Origin of the sequence: Dyadobacter chenwenxiniae, from assembly GCF_022869785.1 — a bacterium.
GTDB lineage: Bacteria > Bacteroidota > Bacteroidia > Cytophagales > Spirosomataceae > Dyadobacter > Dyadobacter chenwenxiniae.
Genome location: NZ_CP094997.1, coordinates 4,505,044 through 4,527,209 on the forward strand (window position 1 = coordinate 4,505,044; position 22,166 = coordinate 4,527,209).

Annotated in this window: 18 protein-coding genes and 1 tRNA gene; 11 read left to right on the plus strand and 8 right to left on the minus strand. The window is 41.5% G+C overall.

Annotated features, from left to right (window positions below):
• The first annotated feature begins 76 nt into the window (after window positions 1–76).
• The 5 genes from MUK70_RS19170 (at window position 77) to MUK70_RS19190 (ending at window position 4,690) form a co-directional block, all read left to right on the plus strand.
• The gene (locus MUK70_RS19170) at window positions 77–745 is read left to right on the plus strand and encodes a hypothetical protein (RefSeq protein ID WP_234654620.1); all 669 of its coding nucleotides are present in this window, start codon (window positions 77–79) and stop codon (window positions 743–745) included.
• Window positions 746–951: 206 nt separating this feature from the next.
• The gene (locus tag MUK70_RS19175; protein ID WP_234654622.1) at window positions 952–2,148 is read left to right on the plus strand and encodes a trypsin-like serine peptidase; all 1,197 of its coding nucleotides are present in this window, start codon (window positions 952–954) and stop codon (window positions 2,146–2,148) included.
• Window positions 2,149–2,152: 4 nt separating this feature from the next.
• On the plus strand, window positions 2,153–2,614 hold the full coding sequence (locus MUK70_RS19180; RefSeq protein ID WP_234654623.1) for a hypothetical protein: 462 nt from the start codon (window positions 2,153–2,155) through the stop codon (window positions 2,612–2,614).
• Window positions 2,611–3,837: a lipid A-modifier LpxR family protein gene (locus MUK70_RS19185; RefSeq protein WP_234654626.1), complete on the plus strand. Its 1,227-nt coding sequence runs from the start codon at window positions 2,611–2,613 to the stop codon at window positions 3,835–3,837. Before MUK70_RS19180 ends, MUK70_RS19185 begins: the two co-directional genes overlap by 4 nt.
• Window positions 3,838–4,381: 544 nt before the next feature.
• The gene (locus MUK70_RS19190) at window positions 4,382–4,690 is read left to right on the plus strand and encodes a hypothetical protein (protein ID WP_234654628.1); all 309 of its coding nucleotides are present in this window, start codon (window positions 4,382–4,384) and stop codon (window positions 4,688–4,690) included.
• A gap of 54 nt (window positions 4,691–4,744) precedes the next feature.
• On the opposite strand, the gene MUK70_RS19195 is transcribed toward MUK70_RS19190, so the two are convergent.
• From MUK70_RS19195 to MUK70_RS19225, 7 genes are all read right to left on the minus strand, one after another.
• Entirely contained in the window at window positions 4,745–5,095 is a 351-nt protein-coding gene (locus tag MUK70_RS19195; RefSeq protein ID WP_234654630.1) for a hypothetical protein, read from the minus strand.
• A 124-nt stretch (window positions 5,096–5,219) separates the two neighbouring features.
• Window positions 5,220–6,830: an RNA-directed DNA polymerase gene (locus tag MUK70_RS19200; RefSeq protein WP_234654632.1), complete on the minus strand. Its 1,611-nt coding sequence runs from the start codon at window positions 6,828–6,830 to the stop codon at window positions 5,220–5,222.
• A gap of 187 nt (window positions 6,831–7,017) precedes the next feature.
• Window positions 7,018–8,400, minus strand: coding sequence for a hypothetical protein (locus MUK70_RS19205; RefSeq protein WP_234654634.1), 1,383 nt, complete (start codon window positions 8,398–8,400; stop codon window positions 7,018–7,020).
• A 7-nt stretch (window positions 8,401–8,407) separates the two neighbouring features.
• Window positions 8,408–10,576: an ATP-binding protein gene (locus tag MUK70_RS19210; protein ID WP_234654636.1), complete on the minus strand. Its 2,169-nt coding sequence runs from the start codon at window positions 10,574–10,576 to the stop codon at window positions 8,408–8,410.
• Window positions 10,573–11,826, minus strand: a complete 1,254-nt coding sequence (locus MUK70_RS19215) for a DNA cytosine methyltransferase (RefSeq protein WP_234654638.1) — start codon at window positions 11,824–11,826, stop codon at window positions 10,573–10,575. The genes MUK70_RS19210 and MUK70_RS19215 overlap by 4 nt, the downstream gene beginning before the upstream one ends.
• Complete coding sequence (locus MUK70_RS19220) at window positions 11,816–12,205, minus strand: very short patch repair endonuclease (protein WP_234654640.1); 390 nt, start codon at window positions 12,203–12,205, stop codon at window positions 11,816–11,818. Before MUK70_RS19220 ends, MUK70_RS19215 begins: the two co-directional genes overlap by 11 nt.
• A 463-nt stretch (window positions 12,206–12,668) precedes the next feature.
• Window positions 12,669–13,874 carry a site-specific integrase gene (locus MUK70_RS19225; protein WP_234654642.1) on the minus strand — a complete coding sequence of 402 codons (1,206 nt, stop codon included), beginning with the start codon at window positions 13,872–13,874 and terminating at the stop codon, window positions 12,669–12,671.
• A gap of 156 nt (window positions 13,875–14,030) precedes the next feature.
• Between MUK70_RS19225 and MUK70_RS19230 the strand changes: the two genes are divergently transcribed.
• Window positions 14,031–14,110 (plus strand) — tRNA-Leu (locus MUK70_RS19230).
• Window positions 14,111–14,127: 17 nt separating this feature from the next.
• Here MUK70_RS19230 and MUK70_RS19235 read toward each other — a convergent pair.
• Window positions 14,128–15,150, minus strand: coding sequence for an acyltransferase family protein (locus MUK70_RS19235; protein WP_234654644.1), 1,023 nt, complete (start codon window positions 15,148–15,150; stop codon window positions 14,128–14,130).
• Window positions 15,151–15,360: 210 nt separating this feature from the next.
• Between MUK70_RS19235 and MUK70_RS19240 the strand changes: the two genes are divergently transcribed.
• The 5 genes from MUK70_RS19240 (at window position 15,361) to MUK70_RS19260 (ending at window position 22,066) form a co-directional block, all read left to right on the plus strand.
• A complete protein-coding gene (locus tag MUK70_RS19240; RefSeq protein WP_234608668.1) occupies window positions 15,361–16,059 on the plus strand; it encodes a response regulator transcription factor in 699 nt (232 codons plus the stop codon).
• Window positions 16,043–17,419 (plus strand): sensor histidine kinase, encoded by a 1,377-nt coding sequence (locus MUK70_RS19245; RefSeq protein ID WP_234608667.1) that lies wholly within the window; start codon window positions 16,043–16,045, stop codon window positions 17,417–17,419. The genes MUK70_RS19240 and MUK70_RS19245 overlap by 17 nt, the downstream gene beginning before the upstream one ends.
• A 139-nt stretch (window positions 17,420–17,558) precedes the next feature.
• Window positions 17,559–18,017, plus strand: coding sequence for a hypothetical protein (locus tag MUK70_RS19250; RefSeq protein WP_234608666.1), 459 nt, complete (start codon window positions 17,559–17,561; stop codon window positions 18,015–18,017).
• Window positions 18,008–18,919, plus strand: coding sequence for a bestrophin family protein (locus MUK70_RS19255; protein WP_234608665.1), 912 nt, complete (start codon window positions 18,008–18,010; stop codon window positions 18,917–18,919). Before MUK70_RS19250 ends, MUK70_RS19255 begins: the two co-directional genes overlap by 10 nt.
• A gap of 207 nt (window positions 18,920–19,126) precedes the next feature.
• Window positions 19,127–22,066, plus strand: a complete 2,940-nt coding sequence (locus MUK70_RS19260; RefSeq protein WP_234654646.1) for a DEAD/DEAH box helicase — start codon at window positions 19,127–19,129, stop codon at window positions 22,064–22,066.
• Window positions 22,067–22,166 lie beyond the last annotated feature (100 nt).

The following is a 22,166-nucleotide window of genomic DNA, read 5'->3' on the forward strand; positions in this document are numbered from 1 at the left end:
CAGATACCGAATAATAACTTATTTTTTTATTGAGGCTATAAGACATTATATTCATCAAATATCAAAACTACGTAGTATGAAAAAAATATACTCGCTCATCCTATTTGTTTCATGTTACACAACCTGCCTCGCGCAAGTCGAAGGTAAAGTCGAAATCACAAAAGCACAAGCAACGGCTTTGGGCAACGTAAAAAACAAGGGAATAAAATTTGGCGTTTCTTTAGGATTCAATCAAAGCTTTAAAAAACTTTTCGATGCCAGAATATCTCCCATTGATACAACCCTGGATCTCCAAAACACTTCCAATACATCATTTTTGCTATCATCTACCCTATCATTTCCTGTTCTGAAAGGCTACTTGGGAGGATCCTATTATCGTAAACTGGATGCAAATGGAATTCCCGTGGGCAACCCTTACTATGTCCCTCGGGGGCTTTCAATTATTGCTACCATTAATTTGGCAACATTCAATTCTGCGCTGGGAGGCGCTGGATTATTTAATCAAAAATTGGACGGTGGGTTGGGAATTGGGTATACCTTTGGCGATAATGTACAGATCGCTGCAACATATGAAATGCTGTCTTTTAGGCAACCAAGAGATTATCTCTTAAACTATGAAGGGAAAAAGATTATAGTAAACAGATCTCCCTTAACTTCACTACAGCCAGATAACAACGATTTTTTCGGAGATAAATATTATCCATCAGTCTCCTTAAAAGTAATTTATACTTTAACCTCTGAATAGGCAGCTGATGACACTATGTAATTCCCTGTGTCTCCAAAGTAGAGCTGGGTGACCTTGTAAGCCTTCGTGGATGTGCTGAAAGAATCGGTTGTGTTAAATTAAAATAACAACATAACAAAGTTCAACGACCAATGTAGTGCCGGAAGTTACATCGGGACAAGCAATGTTATCACCATGATTTTGCCAATCTACAAAATAACCGATCCATGAAATCTTTTACGCTCAATCATGTTCTGCTAGCACTTATCCTAATCATAAGTTGTACTGCATGTCAGAGGTTAAATCCATCTGGCACAACTACTGAGGCAAACTCAACAGTGAGAGAGTTGAGCCCTGACTTGAATCAACAAATTATGCTTCTCTCGCAGGAGCTAAGACTTCGACAAAAGTCAACAAGTATCGATAAATGGCTTAATATTGGATCAGAACTCACAGACACTGTATTCATTGCAACTGATACAGGCATCGTGGCACGGAAGGAAACCTTAAAAGTCAATTTTGAAGAAGCATTCAAAAAGTTCGAATTTGATACCCTAAGTTCGGTTTTATCAGCATTAATTGATCAACGTGATACCCTGCGTCTTCAATTTTTCGAAGATAATCGAAAAGAAATATGCGAGGAAGAAAATAAGGATAGATTAGAAAACTCAGGCAGGGTTGTAGCGATATTTGACCGATCAAGTATCTCAAGTGTTGGCAGTTCAAAGTCCGAGATTAAGACCAACGCTTTTATTTCGGTCGGAAGCTTGCCAATTTGTAATACTGAAACCTTTCTAGGCCAACCTAGCGGCGGCATTGGAACAGGCATAGCGATCAATAAATCTACGATAGTCACAGCAGCACATTGTATTGAAAAATTCTCGGACTCTGAAGCCGCTCAACGATTACGTTTCATTTTTGACTTCCGATGCATTAAGGACGGGAAAGTTATAATTGATAACAACCGAATATTTTCACTAAAGTCTATTATCAAACGAGAGAAAATACCCGGAACTAGGGACTATGCTTTACTACTTACAGATAGAGATCTCCCCGTTCCTGACAAACAAGTTCGCATGGCAAAAGTAATCCTACCCGGCGATAGTCTGTATGTGATTGGGCATCCGTTGGGTCTTCCTTTGAAAATTGCTGACGGTGCTACGGTGATAGATCGCAACGATCCTAATTTTTTGTCTGCGACACTCGACACTTATGCTGGAAACTCAGGCTCCCCAGTGTTTAATGCGAAAGACGAGCTTGTCGGCATACTCGCACGAGGCGGAATAGACATGAGGCAACCTGTCGGCAAGAACTGCGCAGAATCGATTGTATGTACCGCTATCACGAATGCGGGTGCGTGCCAGGGAGAGAAGATTTCCAGAGTGAGCCAATTTGTGTCATCGATACCGCTAAATAGTCATTAAATTCATGAAAAAAATATTGGCGCTCGTTTTTGTGGCCCTTGCTGCCGCATGTTCAGAAAATTTCCCTAATCCTCCTATAAAGGTTGAACTAGGACGGCCATTCATATTACAAAATACCGATAGAAATTCTATTCCCGAGGGTCACGAGGACGTCGCCGTCTTTCCAAGCGAAGAGAACCCTGAATTAACTTTCGAATTGAATGATGTCATTGATCTCCGATGCCCGAGATGTGATGTCGCATTGACTAGCTATGCGGTGACAATTTCAATTAATGGCAAAGAATATTTTCTGGGCGAAGTAAATAACGATGAAATAAAGCATCCAAATGGCAAAGTTATAAGCCGCGAGGTAATGTTGATGAACAAAACGCTTCTGCTGCAAAATGTCGAGCAGATAGCTAGCGATAAGTTTCAAAATGCAAATGTTAAACATAAAAAAGTGACACTCCTTCTTTTAGAACGATGAAAACACTGATACTCTGCCTTTTAACACTATCGTTTGAACTAGCTCTGGCATTCGATGATCCCCCACGATCACGTAGAAAATTATATTCTCACTATTCGGGACGTGCCATTGGAACTTTATCAATGCAAATCGACCAAGATTTTTTTGCGGATTTGATAAACAATCAAGATCGAAACTATACTCAAGGGACTGCTTTTTCATATTCTCAGCTTGGGCATGAAAAAGAAAATATAATTTTCACACCATTAAACTTAATCTACAAATTGCACGACAGACTATTTATTTTGTCGCGTGATAACTATTTTGATTTTCAAGAGTTACCCGCACAAATTGGGTTTGGCGTCTCGGCATTTACTCCATTGAACATTAGGACATATATACCGGAATATGGCGACCGTCCTTATTCAAATATGGTTTTCCTGCAAACGACTCGTACGCGAACTTTCCGTAGGAGTGTACGTTCCTGGTCTCTTGTCTATGGTCTACTCGGAACCAACGTAAGTCAGGAATTCCAAAGTTTTGCTCACTCCTACTGGTTCACCGGAAGAGGCATTCCACTTGGGTGGGACACTCAAATATCAAAAGGAGGGCACTTTGCTTTTTTAATACAAAATTCATTTAAGGCTCCAGTTAGAACTTTCAAATTCGATGAAGCGCGGAAAGGAGAATTGTTTAAGTCTGATAAATGGTGGAAAGAATGGTTGAGATGGGATGCGAGTTATGGATTGGAATCAGCCGCTGGATATTATACGTATTTTAGCGGGAATATAGGACTACGAGCCGGAAAAATTAACTTCGCAAATTTTGGTAAAGGACAGAACACAATTTTAAGCGCGGTCGATAAAAAAAACGAAGCCGGCGTCATAAATGAAAATCCGGTAGTTGAAGATCCGATATGGGAGCATTTCCTATATGCAAGCCTATCTCCAAGGCTTTTTGCTCGGAACGCATTAATATCGGGACAAAAAAATATAGAATCAGGCTACGCTTTGGATTCAAAATACATGAATACGTTCGTAGCGGAGCTAGAAATTGGCTGGACATCCAGTCGCACAAGAAGAATAACTCAGACAAATGCAGAGACCGGGGTAAAAAAGTTGTTGTCTCTTGACAGCTTCCAAGCATCGATCTCAATCAAACGTCGAAGTCCTGAAATAAAATATCCCGGCTTTAGGCGGCCACACTACTGGGGTTGCGTATCAGTGTCCGTACCGTTTCACTAAAATAAGTTCCAAAGAGGTAATCAAAGGGTGGATGATTCTTTTGGGCAAGCCTTTTTGTGCACTGCATGTGAAAAGTTCCCTGCATATTCGGGACACTTACAGTTCATAGTTCGTTCAGATGGCTAAACAATTTATCCTCATAATCCATTCATGCCATGTTCGAGCAGGAGTACAAAAATCAAAATAAGTCCTTGAAATAGTTGTTTTTAACTTATCGTGAGTAACAATCTACTCATGATTGTACCTGCCTCGAGCCTGTTTTTCTTTGTCCACTATGAGATGAACTTCTTAAAACTCTCTAAAAATCAAATACAAAGTATTTATTCCTGATTTGCAATGCATTATCTTTAAATGACCTCCTGAACAAACAGTAGATTAATGCAGACTTCCAGCCTTGACCGAATCAAAGAAATTTGGACACAGCAAAAAATCCCTGTCATCTATCGCAAGGGAGCTGGTCATCCCCTATTAGTACGACTGCCATACAAAGACGATAATCGCATCTGGCTAAGAAACTACCGGCGCACGAAACCGGACTGGGATAATGAAAAAAGGCATTGGGAAATACCCAAGGCCTGGTTTAACGATACTGTCGACCGATCACTACGCAGATGGGGGCAGGTCTACATTATCCAGCCCCATCATGAACACGAAAAATGCGCCCCGGCATGCTGGAATGCTACCGGACATGAATGCCAGTGTTCTTGTCTGGGAGCAAACCATGGTTCTCAGCAAAATGGTGGTGGCTGGTTCCTGGCATCCGATACTTTTGCCGTTAAGTGGCATGCAAGCGAACTCGCATGTAGATTGCTCACACGCACCAAATGAGCTATTGATCGAAAATCCGGTATAATTATCCGAAATAACCAGCTATTAATACTATTGCTGACACACAAGCACCATCACATTACAGCTGTAAAATTTGACGTTTCATAGTTTCCACGCCCTCTTCTTTACTGACAATTTTGCCAAATTCACCCATAGAAGCCACATCAGTATACACTCCGTTTGGATCATTCCATTGTAACCAATCTATTACTTCATCACGAGACGAATGATCTAGAAAAACATCCAATTGATTTTCTAGCAGATCCATAACCTCAATATAAGATAGGCCAAGCGAAAATCTCCGGTCACTTGTCTGCTGTTCTTGATCTGCACTTTTCGTCATGCCCAAACCATAGCAAATTTTCAAAGAATATACGAGTACATTTTCCGAACTGGTCTCAGAAAAGCTCTTTGCCAATTCTCGCCTCATAACTTCCTACGCTTGCAACACTCAAAATCCTGAAGATTAATAAGCCAAATGGCTATCTGCGAAACGGGGTGGTGCAAGCTTACATTATAACCCTTACGTTACAAGAATAACGTCACGTAATTGCTTAGACCGGATAAGTATCAAATAAAGAAAACTCATTTGACCTGATTACAGGCTTCATAGATTCCAATACCGCTTGATCTATGATTCCAGCGGGAACAATTAAATCGCCAAGCTCCGGCCTTAACCAATCAGAGCCCCATATTGGAACATCTTCACCGACGACAACTTTACACAATGGCTCATTATAATGTTCCGCACGGTTGTAAGTACACGTAATACGCTGTAACCACAAGTCCATCAGACCTGTATTAGGAATTGACTGGAAGCGATTTTTAACCTTTAGAACAATTGTGTCACGCTCATCATCACTGAGGAAACTAATCAGTTTGCTCAATATTGCAGATGCAATGGGATAAATTCTGGGATTTTTATAAGCTATATCCGTTATGATACTGATCAAGACCGTTACGTTCTCATTGGTTCGTCTATATTTTGCTACTCTTTTGTAAAAATCACTTAACGCAATGGCGAGACTCCCTGAATTCGGGTGTTTGATTGCAAGTGTATGAATGATCAACAGATGCTTTTGCAAACTTCTGCCAGATTTAATATTATTGATCCAATATATCTTATCTTCCTTGACAGATGCTCTGATAACGCTTCCCGAAGTATAAGTCTTCTGTGGATTTACCTTCAAACCGAGTTCAATCAATATTTCTGTAATCAGCTTAACTATCATCTCCCCATCGCTTGGGTTATTGGTAAATATCCTATAGTCATCCCTATATCTCAGAATTTGATAATCAATAACTTCCGGCCTCGAAGCTAGTCTTCTTGATAACTGCAAATCTGCGTATCCTAGAATCATCTCTGCGATAAAGTCCATAAGCACACTACCCTGAGGAATACCATTCGTTTGGCCATTGGACATCGCCTGTAGATTTTTGTCGATGACATTCCCTATCAGAGTTCTATCATCTCTTCTTGCCTTCGCAACCTCTTTATCGTGCATTGCCCATGCCACCGAATGCGTATAGATAGCACCGTAGCAGTCTGTGATATCAGTCTGCGTCAAGTACTGATAATCCAGGGCAATTTCGATAGACTTTTGCTCGACATCATGCCACCAGTGTGAGACCATCTCCGCTTTATCAGACCTCTTAGTTTTCGATTCAATGGGAATACTTAAGCAGCAAATTTTTGGATTGCCAGCAAACTCTCTAAAACGATTTACAATCGTCGTCCACGTTGCCGCCTCTGTGATCTTATGAACTAGAGAAACGTAAATTGCGGGATGTATTAGCTGAAAAGGTCTCCACGCGTACCTGCCATCTTTGTTGTTAATTAACTTGTAGTCTACATCCTCATGGCTACTGGGGTCATCTCCCTTAGTTCCCGCACCATTAGCCCTAGGAATCTGGCGGCAAAAACCCGTAAGATCTCTATCTCCCAATTTGGCAACGACCGCCTTGATCAAAGGATTAAAGTCAAAGTACGGCGGAAGATCTATGCTGCAGTAGCTAGTTCCCTTCAGTAAGAATGCTCGGACTTCGAGATTATTCAGATTTAAAATGTTATTAGATTCATCTTCAACGGCAGGCTCTTGATCTTCCTGCGCAAAATCTGCTTCTTCATCAGATGAAAGTTCTAGGAGGGCTTGATTACTACTCATTTATTCAGTGTACACGCTACGATAAAACATTCTTATTAAGACATAACCATCTATTATTGAGCAAGAATCGAAAAATAGCAATAAACAATTGATAAATTTGCAATATACATGTAAATGGTAGTCCAAATTGAACTTCCAAGCCGTGAACAGCCCGACCCGTGAGTTCGAACTATAGCTTGGGGTGAACCTACAAACTAGTAATTCCAATACGAGACACATGACTGGCGTACTTATTACCAAGCATATCCATTATTTCCTTCTTTAGGATAAAAACAGAATTCCCGAGCCGTTCGTCCGTTGATAGAGCCCCAAATACGTAATTCAAATTAAGCCATATATGCAAATCTTTATTGTTCGCATGAAAACAGCATCCTCCCAGATGATAACATGATTCAGGCCGATTCTTTAGATTAAGATCGGAGTCGAGCTTAAAATTCAGATTTGACGTCAGCACTCCTAGAATGTATTTATTAATTCTAGGCTTCTTATTCGCATAGTCGCACGCCGCGCTTATCTCAATTGCGACAATTTTAGACTGCCCTAAAATTTCAATTTTTCGTGCTTTTTGGGCATCACTCCCATCCTTAATTGCCAGGAGCTTTGTAATCCACTCGTCGACGTCCTCGATATTGAGAGATTTCATATGAGCTTCGTTAAATCTGTCGATTTCTAAAACACATCCCCTCACTGCTTTCACATTATCTTGACAAGCCTCAATGTGATACAGCGCATTCATTTTGTGCTGAATGATGTCACTCGGATTCGCTAAATTTGAAATTGCTTTCGCATTTGTAAGTTGCGACGTTATTTCTCTCCAATCAACGTCACTGCTACTATTGAGGAACTCATAATTCACAATAGGCACCAGGCCTTCATAAACCGCTCTCTGCGGGTTGCTCTTTGAATGCTCAAATCCCAATGTTGACGCCGCTACCCGGGACAAAACCATATCTAGGTTATCAAAAAATCTTGTGCTAATCCCCCAAGAATCTTCACGAGGAATTATTGACGCCAGCCTATTCAACGTCTTCTCACCCGCAATTTTCGCATTATTTTCAAGGTCAAATAGAAATTTCAGTTTTTCATTTGAGTTTATGAGTTCCAGTACTCTCTCAGAAAGATGAACTATCTTGTCATCATCATCGAACTCAGTTTTATCTAAACAACCGATAAATATCGGAGATGGAAGATCGCCGTAACCTCGCTCCTCATTTCCAATATAATCTCTAATTGCACCAATTAATGCCGAATTCTTTGTCCAGAATATTAGTGCATACGGCCCGTTATCTACATGAATAAACTGCCCGATTGCGTAGGCAATGTCGTTCAAGACGGTTGTATGATTTTCCAAGATATCCTGGATATCTTGGTCGGTTAATACTTCTCTTCCCGAAATAAGGTTAATATCAAAGAATGCAAGTCTGACATTTTTCAATGGCTCATCGTCATAATCAACAGTATAGAGAAACGTACGACAACCTAAGCCATTGTTAAAGAAGGATCGTCCAAGCCTATCTAGCTCGTCCTGCATATTATCGACTATAATTATCTTATTTTGAGCTGCTAACATTTTATATCTATTTAGGGAATATTAATGCAATACACGCTCCATCGTAAGCCTTGGGAATATCCAAGTCAGATGAATCAGGAAAGATCATTTTGCCGCCAATCATATTCATGACCAAGTCTGCGAAGTAAAGACCGAGCCCCATTCCGCCTTCTTTCTTTGTCTTGAATGGCTGGGCCAAGTACTCTGGCTCAGATGAAAATCCAGGGCCATTATCGCATAAAATTATAGCTGGTCCTTCAAAAGTCAGAAGGTCGGTTCCGATAAATATAGCCGGACGATATTGATTCAAGTCACCACCAAACAAATCAATCTTCGACCGAGTCCAATAAATTGAATTGTCTATGATATTCGAAATCGCAGATATCAACAAATTTGTAGGTACTCTAAAATTAAAATCACCACTCTCTCCTGTTAATACTGGTGAAGAAAATACAACTTTGTGAAATCTAAATCTGTTTTCATTTCTACGTCTAGCAATTTCAATGACCTTTTTGGCAGAAGAAAGGCTTGACTTATTTTGCCTTAGTATGGGAGACAGGCTTTCCAGAATTTGAATAAGGTTTCTTACTTTATCCTTCACTAGGCTTATATCAACGTTCGTCGCATTCAAGTCTGCATTGATAAAGCGAATTTCTCGGTCTACTTCGTGAAATGCTATCCCTAAATTTAAGCCCGTCATTCCCGAATTAATCATAATATCCCTCATTTCGGTATAATCACGATCCACTCGTTTTAACAATGGCTCTAAGTCCCTTTCTAAATTTTTCTCTTTAATCTTTTCCTCTAACTCCTTGATTGTCTCACTGAATCCAACCTTTTTGATCGGCTTAATACCCTCCAAGTATTCATCCACAAGATCCTTATCCTTCGCAGCTTGTTGCTCAAAGAAATTGAAGACCTCCTTAGATAATTGTTGAAAGCGGTTGAATTCGACATTGTCTATGAACCCCTCCCTATTAGTCTTCTCGATCAGCCCATCATTGCTAGACTTGAGCTCTAACTCGATGGCTCCAATCGTAACTTTCTTACCAAAGTGATCGCCAGTCCTCTGTATCTTATCTAAGTCCAAACCGAGCCAATCATCGTACGGCTCTCCATAATTATAAACTCTAATATTATCCCGAAAAATTTTTATTCCAGCGTTGTCTTTTATAAACTGCTTTACAGCAAGCACCTGACCACCAAAACTGGGATTTAGAATAGCTGAGCTTTGATTAAATACATAAAATTGCCCCTTTATGGCGCCTATTTTGTCCAAGTCTTTATTTCGCAAGTACCTGTTATAAGTGTCTACACCGTCGAGATCTTTAAACAATTCCCCGATATGGAAGCTCGTTGTCTCCTTATTTCTTGCTCGACCTTTGGAAAGCCTAATTTGGCTGGGAGGATTGAAAGAATATCGCCACAAATATTTTGCAAAATCCGTAGGCCCCCCAGGGCCTTTTTTTATTTTAAAGCAAAATTTATATAAACTATCGTTCAAGACTTCATCTGCACTTGTCACCTCATCAATCCATTCCTGATGAAAATCATTTGCCTCTATCTTTATTTGAAAATTTGGATTCTCATAAAATGGGTTTTTAATGCTTTCGATCTTTCGGACTAAATCTTTTAGCGTCTTCTTCGTCCATACTTTCGTGGTCAAATTGTCTAGTATGATACGGGTTCCCTTGTTCTTAGGAAATAGAGAACCTGGAAAATTTTCAACATCGACTTTCAAATCTTGTATAAACTCCTCAGAAGCGATGAGTTTTGCCCAATCAATGGTAAGCCGACTTGTTGAATTCTCTCCTTCCGCCTGTGTTTCAAGAACAATTTTCTTCGCTAGTTTGTGAACTGCTAGCCGCCCCACACCTTTGTTACCAAAAGAAACTCTTTTGAATTTTTTGCTCTCCTTTCGATTCTTTCCCCTCTTAAAATCAGTTCCGATGGTTAGCCAAACATCATCAATGATTTTTCCCGTCATCCCATGCCCGTCATCCTCTATAATTATTTTTTGACAGTCTTGGCTCAGGTCTATGAATTTAACCACTACCTCTTCGGCATCGGCATCATAGGCATTTTTCACAAGCTCAAAGATTGCTAAACTGTCACTTCCAATCAATTCGTCACCTAACAAGCTAAGTATGTGACTTTTCGCCTTTATATTATGAACTTCTGAAGTTTGTGTACTCATAATAATTGCTTAATTCTTGCTGCGATTTCATAGGCCATTAAGGGTGGAACAGCATTTCCTATTTGCTTCAACGCAGGGGTACGGTTGCTCCCCTCCTTTACTCCTTCGAAAAAGAAGTCGTCCGGAAAAGATTGCAATCGCGCCGCCTCTCGAACAGTCAATGATCTGTTTTGATCAATGTCAGGATGAATATAATAGTGCCCATCCTTTGCTATATGCGCGACAACCGTCTGAGAAAATGGCTCATCTGCCGCAACAACTTTGAATCGATCAAAAAAGGAGGTACGATTCTGATGAGTTTTCAACCTTTCCGGGAGGTCATTGTAGTTGAATCTGGCTTTTGTCAAATTCCATTTATCAACCACAATTCTGTATATCTCCTTGTCTTGCTCAGTGTGAGGCCTTGCTACGTGTTGTGTTAGGATATTATCGGACTCGCTACGGATTAAACTTTTTTCAAGATAATTATTTGTGGTGGTAGCGTAGGTTAGATACCTATCCACCCCTTGCCCGGCTTGAATGGCAGGTAAGTCTACAAGTACAGAGCTCACTGTGCTATTATTGACCACGCAAATGTCCTCCAAACTCGGCACATCAAAATCGACATCTTTACGCCAACCAATAATAATAATACGTTTCCTGTTTTGCAAAACGCCAAAATTGTTAGCCTCTACTCTAAATACTTGCATGTTATAGCCTGAATCTAGAAAAAGTCTGTTCATGCTCGCTAAATAAGAGCCGTTTCCAGCAGACAAAAGGCCTTCAACGTTTTCGAACACAAATAATTTAGGCTTATAGCGATGTAAATACTTTGCGTACTGTATATAGAGGTAATTACGCTGATCTCCTTTCATTCCATTTGCTGAGCGAGCGCGACCCGCCAAGGAATAGGCTTGGCAAGGTGGTCCACCGATTATCAAGTCAACCTTCTCACCTGACAGTTGCTTATCAATAGATGCCTGAATGCTATCATTAAAATCATCTCCAATAGGATTATTAATTACCGAGCGCAATAGCTGATCAGGTATGCTTGCGTAGAGTTCAGACCGAGAACAGTCCCCTTTTAAATAAGATATATAGTCGCTATAATACCCGGCCGCTTTCAAATAGTGATAAGCGGCTCTAGTTTGCAAAGTGTAGCATGCAGCTTGTTCGAGCTCCACATGCGCAACCGGTACAAACCCTGCCCTAATAAATCCCTCTGAAAGACCTCCTGCACCTGCAAAAAGGTCTATATACTTAAAACTCATTTACTGTTTTTATTTTTTCTAATAGACTTTTCAAAGTGGTATCCCGAAGCGCGCTGTTCAGCTCACATTCCCAAACTACAAGCACCTTCCATCCCCGCTCAATCAAAATTTTGGCATTCTTCGCATCTTTAGCAGTAGTCTTAGATATTTTGGTGGCCCACCATTCACTACGAGTCTTAGGCAGCACGAAATATTTACAGCCGTCGTGACCATGCCAGAAACAACCATTTATAAAAACGACAGTCTTAAATTTCGGAAATACTAAATCTGGCTTCCCTGGAAGTGAGTGGTCATGAATTTTATAACGTAGCCCCTGCGAAAAAAGAAATCTTCTTATCAACATCTCCGGCTTAGTATTTTCACTCCGAATTCGGCTCATATTGAAGCTTCTCACTTCCTTCGAATGTACATCCACCGTATCTAGCTATTAGGTAAAGGGCAATGATGCTGATTGAAGTGGGATAAATCCTTCTCACCAAACCGCATACTGATCAGGATAACCACCTGGCGGACAGACTACATCCGCACCTTCTTAGACAGCTTCTCGATTCCGCTTTCGTCAAGTTAACCGTGATAAAAGCTTTTGAACTATGCCTGTGCGATAATGCGGTGGTGAACCAAATGCAAGGATTTTTAGCAATCATCAGAATCGCAACAACCAATTACGCCATATAATGCTGATTAGATTTCCCCCAAAAGCCATTCAAATTTAAGCAGCCGCGATGAGTCTTCTGCAAATCTCGTGCAAATAAAAAGGTACTTATTAGTTTCATCACATAATTGCTTGATTATGAAACGAGTACCTATCGAACAAAACTAACGAATCTGCATCGATATCTTAACTACAGTTTGAGCACACTGTCTAATGCGTCATCTGTCACTTGGTGAATAAATTGACTCTGGTAGCCCATGGTTGTTTTGATATCTGAATGACGATAGAGCCGCTGCAAAATGTTCACAGGAATCCTATCGGCAGAAATCTGGGCGAACGTATGCCTCGCGATATGCATTGTCAGTGACTTTGATAGCCCTAGGCCCTCTGCAATTTGTTTCAAGTAGTCGTTACAACTCTTAACTCTTGTCTTAATGTAGCTCTGCACAGAATTGGAATTATCAAGGTTCACCAGTCTGCCCAAATCCGGAAATACCAGATCGTGAGTACTATTCTTTGAGTACTGCTCTAAAATTCTCATCGCCTTTTCTGGCACTTTTAGAGATCCGGCTTTTAGATTTTTCCCCATGGCATAGTATAGCCTGTCGTTCTGAAAATCCGACCACTTCAACCGCAAGACGTCAGAAACCCTCATTCCAGCAAAGTAGAATGATATTAGCCAAAGATTACGAGCGTGATGCTGGCCAGCAGTCAATTCAGCGTCTTCTAACTGCTTTACCTCCTCCGCTGTCAATCCTATCTTAGCACTATCAGGGAATTTGATTGCAATCTTCCCTTTTCCAAAAGGATAGTGCTTCGAGTCTGCAACTCCTGCGGTGATTGCCTGATTAAAAATCGTTCTAATCACTACTAGGTGATTCACGACTGTCCTTTCCGTAACCTTTCGCTCGCTTCTTAGATAAGCCTGGAACTGTCGCAGCAGCCCCGGATTGATATCTGCAAAGCCAATCTCCTTCTCCTTCAAAAACTCCTTGAACCGATTGATGCGTGGCTCATCAGCCGATCTCCGATTGAACTTGCCATTCATTTCCAATTGTTCAATGTAAAGTCGTGCCTGGGCGAAAAACCCAGTACCAGCCTCTCTTTTTATTGCCTTTCTTACGGTAGCGGCGGTTGTATCATTCTTTTGCGTTGCCAGCTGAAGAATTTGATCATTAACCTCCGCCAATCTTGCGAGGATCAAGTTATTTAGCCATACAGAGTTCGGATGAGACTTTTTGACCTTGCCTGCACTCGCGTCCCAATCGACCTCTTTCAGGTACTGCTTCAAATAGATATAAGTCGACGTTCGTCCGGTTGTGACGCGCAATGCAAGTGGATAAGTTCCGTCCTCTCGCTTCTTCTTGCGCAAAATTGCTTTTATTGTTGAGTCCATGAAAGTTGTTAACGACTGGCTTAGAGCACCCAAGGTACGGATATTTTATCGCAAATTGGTACAACATAGGTACAACAAATGCCGGTTTTGCTTAGGTTTATAAAGTTTCAAATTTCTATAAATACCTGATTATCAGTAACTATAAAACCATATGACACCATATGAAACCAAAAATCGCAGGACTTAAAATCCTGTGAGCCGAAACGCTCGTACGGGTTCGATTCCCGTCCCCGGTACAAAAGCCTCTGGAACATCACCAGGGGCTTTTTCCTTTTACACTTTCCGGCTCCGGCGTTTCTTTTGCTTCGTACCGGACCCGCTGAGACTTTATCTTAAACGGCTTCTCTATCAACTTGTAATAATAGTAAGCGCAAAAGATAGAAATCAACAATGCTCCAAACACCATCATTTGCCTTATCGAAACGTTGTCCGAAAACCGCTGCGTCAGGTTGATGACCCTCAGTCCGATCGGAAAATGTAAGAGGTAAAGGGAATAGGAAATGTTGCCAAGAAATGTTGCTATGGTCGTAGGCCTTAATGGAAGCAAAACGACTATTGCCGTTAAAACGGTAACAATCAGCTCTTTATACGAGTAAAAATAGATTAGAAAACAAACTACAACAACAGCCGAAATAATCGTTTCAGCACCATTGAGCTTACCAACCAGATAGCGGTACAGGAGAATGCCTGTTGTAAAAAAAATCGAGAAATTGAAGACGTAGTTTCTGTCGAAAATTGTGGCCAGTGCATTGAATGCGATAAGGCTTATGATCCAGACCAGGCGATTTTTATGGCTGATTAAGGGAAAAAACAATGCAATCAATAAATAATATTGAAACTCAATAGCCAGGGTCCAGAAAACCGGATTCAGCCAATCCTTACCATTGATTGCGTTCAAATAGCCTATATGATAAAAGAGTTGCTCATAGTCAACGTTGAATGGCTTGCCAACATAAACAGGAGATAATGTCGTAGCATAATTCAGGAACATGGCCAGCAACACACATAACAGATAGGGCGGCTCAATTCTGATGAATCTTTTCTTCAAAAACACGAAGATCTTACTCAAATCATAATGCCCCTTATCCATCGAGTAGGGAATAACAAAGCCCGATATAATGAAGAAAATTTCAACTCCAAAATGCCCGGGGCTAAAAATCGTTTTAAAAATGTCTCCGACTGGCAGATAATCCAACTTATCACTGAAGTGGAATAAGCACACTGAAACCGCCGCAAATCCTCGTAAATAATCTAATGAATAAAGGTGTTTGTTCATCGTCTGCTTTTAATACGTGGATCGGGTGTTTGGATTTATCAATCTTCAAATCTATACAAAAAGGGTGTAATCACGGTTACCGGAAACTGGGTAGCAAAATTTAGAAAGCCTCTGAAACCTTACCAGGGCCACTTTTCTTTTCCGGCATGCTTAATTTAGGCAATACTTTTCTACATTTATCATCCCGACGATTATCCAATCTATGTGTGCATGAAGCTGTTGCTTATCGAAGACGAACCCAGTGTGATCTCCCTCATTCAAAGAAGTCTGTCCGCTTCCGGACATGAAATAACCGTAGCAATGGACGGCAAATCCGGGCTGGAAATGGCTACGCATCATGTGTTCGATATGATTATTCTGGATCTGATGCTGCCTGTGATCAATGGTATGGAGGTTTGCCGAAAAATTCGCAGCGAAGGCCTCGCGACCCCCATCCTCATGCTCACTGCGCTTGGAACAACTGAAAATATTGTGTCTGGCCTGGATGCGGGCGCGGACGATTACATGACGAAGCCATTCAAACTGGCCGAGCTTGAAGCCCGGATCCGCACGCTTACCAGACGCGGAAAAGAAGTTGAAAAGGAAAATAACGGCATAACATTGAAAATTGCAGACCTTGTTTTGAATACTGAAACCAAGATCGTGCAAAGAAATGGGCAGACCATTGACCTCACCGCCACAGAATTCCGCTTGCTGGAATTTTTGATCCATAATCGAAATAAAGTGCTGAACAGAATGGAAATCCTGGAAAATGTATGGGACATTAACTTCAATCTCGGCACCAATGTAGTGGACGTTTATATCAATTATCTGCGCAAAAAAGTGGATAAGAATCAAAAAAATAAGCTGATACACACCGTTTTCGGCATGGGATACGTGATGCGACAGACTTATGAAGATCCAAACTAAAATTGCCCTTATTTTTACGATGCTCACGTCCGGCATCATTGTGGCGCTGAGTATATTCATTTACACTTTTGGGTCAGAAAGTGTCTCTAATAGCTTTTACCACCGGTTGGAGGTCAGGTCGGACATCATCGGACATGCGGCATTGCAGGAAAGCAAATCCACCACTTCTATATATTACGACATCAAGGAAAGACACTTGGGTGACTTGCCGTTTGAGCAGCACCACATTATTAAAAACGGCGAGGTCGATAAGGCAAAAAGACTGAAAGAACAATTGCCTATGCCTCCTTCTTTTTACGACAATATCGTCCGGAAAGAACCAGCCCGCTTCTTTAAAAACGACACTTCCTATGTCGGGCTGAACATTAGCCAGGGAGGGAAAATGATCATTGTCCTGTCGTCCGCAGTGGACCTTTATGGTTTGGAAGAGATAGAGAACCTGAAAAAACTGCTTACTGTGGGCTTTTTTATTTCAATGATCTTTGTTTTCACATTTGGAAAACTCTTTTCCACACAAGTTTTCAATCCAATCAGGCGCATTGTTAGCAATGTAAAGGGGATCAGCGCACATAATCTGCATCAGCGTCTGGAAGTTGCGGGCAGCAAAGACGAGATCGACGACCTTACACACACGTTCAATGACATGCTGAACCGTCTTGAAATTACATTTGAAATACAAAACAATTTCGTCAGCAATGCCTCTCACGAGTTTAAAACACCGCTTACAGTGATCAGCGGCGAAGCGCAGCTTGGCCTTTCACAAGAAGGAATCCCAGAAGCTGCAAAGGTTGCTTTTGAGGCCATTTACAGGGAAGCCGGAAAACTGGAACATCTGGCAAACAGCATGTTAAAGCTTGCTCAGACTGGTTTCGACGGCACAAAAGAGCAATGGTCGTCTATTCGCGTGGACGAGCTTGTGTTGTCTGTCAAAGAGGCTGTTGACAAGATTATTCCAGATAATAAGGTTGAGATCAATTTTAATCACCTGCCCGAGGACGAGGCCAAGCTAACCATTAACGGAAATCAGACATTATTAACAGCCGCATTGTCCAACATCGTGCTTAACAGCTGCAAATACTCTGATAATAAGCCTGTTAACATCATAATTTCTGCTGATAAAAACAATTCCATCGTGGAGATAGTGGATGTAGGAATCGGCATTCCGGATCGTGAGATTGCGCAAATTTATGTTCCGTTTTTCAGGGCTTCCAATACGGAACGCTATAAAGGTTACGGGATTGGCCTTCCGCTAGCCAATAACATTATAAAAAAGCATAATGGCACGATAGCCGTTAATAGCCAGGTGGGAATGGGAACGAGCTTTAAAATATTCCTGCCCTTCACAAAAACCAAGCTCTAATTCAATTTTAATAATCTAATCCGGTTCTAATAACTCTCTCATTGTATTATAACACCGCTTTTAGCTGGTGCTAACAACCTCGCCGTAACATTGCATTATCAATTTAATTAATGCATTTGTCAACAAAAAGCGAGAACATATGAAGACTGTTATTATCCCGGCCGATTTTTCCCCTGAGAGCTTGCAGCTTGCGCATATCCTGGCCCGAAACGCGCAGGAAAAATTCTCGATCGTCTTCACCCACCTCTTCCACGTGGCTGACGACATTCAGGATCTTCTTTTTTCAACTTACAGAAAGAAAGAATACGATTTCGTTTCAGAAGCTTTCTGGGAAGAATGCCATGTTATCAAAAATTTGTACGGAAACAAAGTCCATAGCATTAAAGTGGAATTCTTTTACGGCAATAAACTGGCTGCATTCAAAAACTTCCTGGAAGCCAACGATGCCGATTTCATTGCTTACTCCGAAAATAATGGCATCCCAAAATTGTCAAAAAGCAGCCTGGACGCGCTGCCGGTGATAAAAAAATCCGGCATAGAACTGATTAATGTAGATAAGATAGAGGAACCGGCTAAGTCACAAGAAATATGCTTCTGAAAAAAAACATTCCAATCAAATACATTTTTGGCAAGATCAAATACGAAATTTTGTTCGTTGCCATCTATGGATTTGCGATTGAGATCATCTATAAGAATTTCAACATTACAGAGATCTCAATCCCGATGACCGTGCCCACCGTGCTGGGAACGATCATTTCACTCCTGCTTGCATTCCGCTCCAACCAGGCGTACGACCGCTGGTGGGAAGCCCGTCAGATCTGGGGCGCCGTTGTTAATGATTCCAGGACACTGGCCCGCCAGGTCATGTTCCTGATCGATGATCCTTATAACCCGGATCAGATCGACGGTTTCAAAAACCGCATTATCAAAAGGCAAATTGCATGGTGCTATGCCCTGGCGCACGGTCTTAGAAAGGAAGATCCAATGCCCGCCATCGAGAGATATGTATCCGCGGAGGAAAGTGAATCATTGCAGGACTATGATAACAAGCACGTTGGGCTAATTCAGTTGCATGCACGCGACTACAATAATGCATTAAAGCAAGGCTGGGTAAATCCTTATCAGCAAATCGAGATGGACGCAACACTCACGCGACTGGTAGATTCAATGGGTAAATGTGAACGGATCAAAAACACCGTTTTCCCGTCAACGTATAGCCTTTACATTCATCTGGCGTTACACTTCTTCATTTTGCTGCTCCCGTTTGGACTGGTAGAACTTTTCGGTTTCCTCATGGTTCCAGTGCTGATAGTGATCACAGGATGTTTTTTCCTGATCGAAAAAATGGCAATCCATTTGCAGGATCCTTTCGAAAACAAGCCTACGGATACGCCTATGCTAACCATCTCACGGAACATTGAGCGCGATTTGAAACAAATGATGCGCGATAAGCAAATGCCGGTAATGGTGCAGCAGCCGGATCATTTTTATGTTTTGTAAGCTTTGTGCAAGCCCACTTCTTGCATGAATTTATGCGACAATTAATTAGGAACTTGTTCTATAAATATAAAAAAGACTTCCGCCTGGAAGTCTTTTTTATTGGTCGCTTTTCACCTATATTTGAAGTTTTCCAAAATGTAAAGAGGCACTTAAATTCCAGGAGCCGCGCTTTACAAAAGCACTTCACGCCCAGCCAACTTTAAAAGAATGAAAGTTTCTCCCACAGAGCCGTTTAAAATTGTTTATTCCATTCTCAATCACGAATTTTTGGGATACATTTTTGAATCCTTTGTGGTTCAGTTAAATCATCAGGGAGATTTTACGTTCCTGATCCAGAACATTTCATCGAAGAACATCAAGGAGTTCCGCACCGGAATCGACCAACGCGACGTCGAACTGGTGGGGCTGATCGACGACATTCAGCAGGATGTCATTCTCAGGAAGTTCAACCCAAAGAAATTAAATGCAGTAGACTTTTTCCTGAAAGTTTATGATGCACAAAAAGGCGATAAACAGGTCCAGGAGACGATTGCCGGCTACCTCGAAAACTGTAAGGTGAAGATCCTGGAAAGGCTCAGCGGCAAGGAGATTTTTATCATGGGAAGTGACGGAAATCCGCTTTGGAAACCGGTAACCTGGGAACCCGAAAAAGCAACTATTCGCTTCCATTTCATCAGAAACGAGGATAACACGCATTACTTTCCCACAATCCGGCATAAATTTCAAAAAGTTGATTTTCAATATAAAAATGCTTTCCTGATTTGCGAAGAGCCGGCCTGGCTTGTGCTGGATGGACATTTACTGCATTTTGAAGGACATGTGGACGGAAAAAAGATCAAGCCGTTCTTATCAAAAAAATTCATAGCCATTCCCGGACAGGTTGAGGAACAATATTACGGCAGGTTCGTGGCCCCGCTGATTGCTTCCTATGATGTCGTCGCAAGGGGTTTCGAGATTAGAAACGTATCTTCCACGCCCAAAACCGTCCTGACCATCTCAGAATACAGCTCCAACAAGAAAGCCCCTGCCCTTTTTCAGGATTCGGATGTAGATGTAATGGAGGAAGAAGAAGACAATGATGTCGCCTTCGATTTGTCGTTTCAATACGCCAATTTCTCTTTCCATTACGACAGCTTTGCGCACGCGTCGAGCGTACATATGGAAAAGAAGGGCAATGATTATCTTTTTAATAAAGTCAAACGCAGCATTGAAATAGAAAGCCAGAACGTGGCCCTGTTGAAAGAATGGGGGCTTAACATTCGAAATGGCAAGGTTCAAATGCCTAAGTCGCAGGCATTTGGCTGGCTGCAAGGCAATGCAAACCTGCTGGCCGAAAACGACATTGTAGTCAGACAAAATACAAGTGATGCTAAACGTTACTTCCTGGGCTATTCGTCGATTGACATTTCAATTCAGGAAGGCCGCGATTGGTTTGATATCAATGCAAAAGTAAAATTTGGTGAGTTTGAGATTCCTTTTATTCAACTGAGAAGCTATATCCTTAACCGTAAGAAGGAATTTTTGCTTCCTAATGGTGAAATTGCAGTGATCCCGGAATGGTGGTTTACCAAATATTCCGAGTTTTTCTCCTTCACCGAGCACGATGGAGACGATGATCCTTTGCGGCTGCGCATGCACCATTTGGCATTGGTTCAGGAGCTAAAAGAAGAAAATCTTGCAACTGCCACCATTAGTCGAAAACTGGAAGATCTGCGGGATTTCAACCACATTGAAGCCGTTGAGCCGCCTATCCATTTCGAAGGAATATTGCGTCCTTACCAAAAAACGGGCTATGATTGGTTAAAATTTTTAAAACAATATCGTTTCGGCGGATGTCTTGCAGATGATATGGGTTTGGGAAAAACCGTGCAAACGCTGGCATTGCTGCAAGCCGAAAAAGAAACGGGTGTAATAGAGCCATCCATGCTCATTATGCCCACTTCATTGCTGTATAACTGGCAGTTAGAGGCAAAAAGGTTTACGCCTGACATGAAAGTGCTGCTTTATACAGGCACAAACCGTGAAAAAGACACAGCTCAATTTGACAGTTACGATCTGATATTAACATCGTACGGGATCGTCCGTTTGGACATTGATATAATTCAGTCCTATCGTTTCAATTATGTGATTTTGGACGAAAGCCAAGCTATCAAGAACCCGGCATCCATTATTACAAAAGCGGTCAGGAAGCTGAATTCAGCATACAGGCTGGTGTTAACTGGAACGCCGATTGAAAACAACACATTGGATCTCTGGTCGCAAATGTCCTTTGTGAATCCAGGATTGCTGGGCAGCCAGTCCTTTTTCAGGGATGAATTTCAAATTCCCATTGAGAAACGCGGAGATGAAGAAAAAACAAAAAGGCTTTACAATTTAATCAAACCATTCATATTGAGGCGCTTAAAATCGCAGGTTGCAACAGATCTGCCTGAAAAAGTGGAAAGCATTCAATATTGCGATATGTCGGAGGAGCAGGAAAAAGCTTATGAGGAAGCCAAAGCATATTACCGCAACCTGATCCTGCAAAGTATTGACACAGAAGGCATTTCAAAGTCTCAGCTCGTTGTACTGCAAGGGCTTACCAAGCTGAGACAATTGGCAAATCACCCGCTAATGGTCGATTCCGAATATTTACATGGTTCAGGGAAGTTTCAAGATGTGCTTTACAAAATGCAGACTGCGATTAGCGAAAATCACAAAATATTAATTTTCAGCCAATACATTAAGCATCTCGATCTTTTCCGGCAATTTTTGAATGAAAAAGAAATCACTTATGCCTACCTGGATGGTTCCACTAAAAACCGCCAGGAGCAAGTAGAGCTTTTTCAAAACAATGATGACATTAAAATCTTCCTGATATCATTGAAAGCAGGAGGATTAGGCCTTAATCTCACTGCGGCAGACTACGTTTTCATCCTCGATCCATGGTGGAATCCCGCCATTGAAGCCCAAGCCGTAGACCGCGCCCATCGCATCGGCCAGGATAGGACAGTTTTCACTTATAAGTTTATTACGAAAAACTCCGTCGAAGAAAAGATCTTAGCGTTGCAAAGAACCAAAAAGCAGCTTGCGGATGATTTGATTTCGAATGAAGAAGGATTTGTTAAATCGCTGAGTCGGGAAGATGTGTTGAATCTGCTGGCGTAAAAGCCTGGCATCCTGAGCCCCTGAAGCCTGTCAGCCTGAGCGGAGTCGAAGGTACGCTACCCAGAAGTAACGCGCCTTCGACTCCGCTCAGGCTGACAAA

Excerpts from the sequence above, each read along its gene's own strand:
- MUK70_RS19190 (WP_234654628.1), top strand. The coding sequence starts at position 4,382 with ATGAAAAAAGGCATTGGGAAATACCCAAGGCCTGGTTTAACGATACTG.
- MUK70_RS19210 (WP_234654636.1), bottom strand. The coding sequence starts at position 10,576 with ATGAGTACACAAACTTCAGAAGTTCATAATATAAAGGCGAAAAGTCAC.
- MUK70_RS19255 (WP_234608665.1), top strand. The coding sequence starts at position 18,008 with ATGCTTCTGAAAAAAAACATTCCAATCAAATACATTTTTGGCAAGATC.
- MUK70_RS19260 (WP_234654646.1), top strand. The coding sequence starts at position 19,127 with ATGAAAGTTTCTCCCACAGAGCCGTTTAAAATTGTTTATTCCATTCTC.
- MUK70_RS19250 (WP_234608666.1), top strand. The coding sequence starts at position 17,559 with ATGAAGACTGTTATTATCCCGGCCGATTTTTCCCCTGAGAGCTTGCAG.
- MUK70_RS19240 (WP_234608668.1), top strand. The coding sequence starts at position 15,361 with ATGAAGCTGTTGCTTATCGAAGACGAACCCAGTGTGATCTCCCTCATT.
- MUK70_RS19180 (WP_234654623.1), top strand. The coding sequence starts at position 2,153 with ATGAAAAAAATATTGGCGCTCGTTTTTGTGGCCCTTGCTGCCGCATGT.
- MUK70_RS19235 (WP_234654644.1), bottom strand. The coding sequence starts at position 15,150 with ATGAACAAACACCTTTATTCATTAGATTATTTACGAGGATTTGCGGCG.
- MUK70_RS19245 (WP_234608667.1), top strand. The coding sequence starts at position 16,043 with ATGAAGATCCAAACTAAAATTGCCCTTATTTTTACGATGCTCACGTCC.
- MUK70_RS19175 (WP_234654622.1), top strand. The coding sequence starts at position 952 with ATGAAATCTTTTACGCTCAATCATGTTCTGCTAGCACTTATCCTAATC.
- MUK70_RS19215 (WP_234654638.1), bottom strand. The coding sequence starts at position 11,826 with ATGAGTTTTAAGTATATAGACCTTTTTGCAGGTGCAGGAGGTCTTTCA.
- MUK70_RS19195 (WP_234654630.1), bottom strand. The coding sequence starts at position 5,095 with ATGAGGCGAGAATTGGCAAAGAGCTTTTCTGAGACCAGTTCGGAAAAT.
- MUK70_RS19225 (WP_234654642.1), bottom strand. The coding sequence starts at position 13,874 with ATGGACTCAACAATAAAAGCAATTTTGCGCAAGAAGAAGCGAGAGGAC.
- MUK70_RS19185 (WP_234654626.1), top strand. The coding sequence starts at position 2,611 with ATGAAAACACTGATACTCTGCCTTTTAACACTATCGTTTGAACTAGCT.
- MUK70_RS19205 (WP_234654634.1), bottom strand. The coding sequence starts at position 8,400 with ATGTTAGCAGCTCAAAATAAGATAATTATAGTCGATAATATGCAGGAC.
- MUK70_RS19170 (WP_234654620.1), top strand. The coding sequence starts at position 77 with ATGAAAAAAATATACTCGCTCATCCTATTTGTTTCATGTTACACAACC.
- MUK70_RS19220 (WP_234654640.1), bottom strand. The coding sequence starts at position 12,205 with ATGAGCCGAATTCGGAGTGAAAATACTAAGCCGGAGATGTTGATAAGA.
- MUK70_RS19200 (WP_234654632.1), bottom strand. The coding sequence starts at position 6,830 with ATGAGTAGTAATCAAGCCCTCCTAGAACTTTCATCTGATGAAGAAGCA.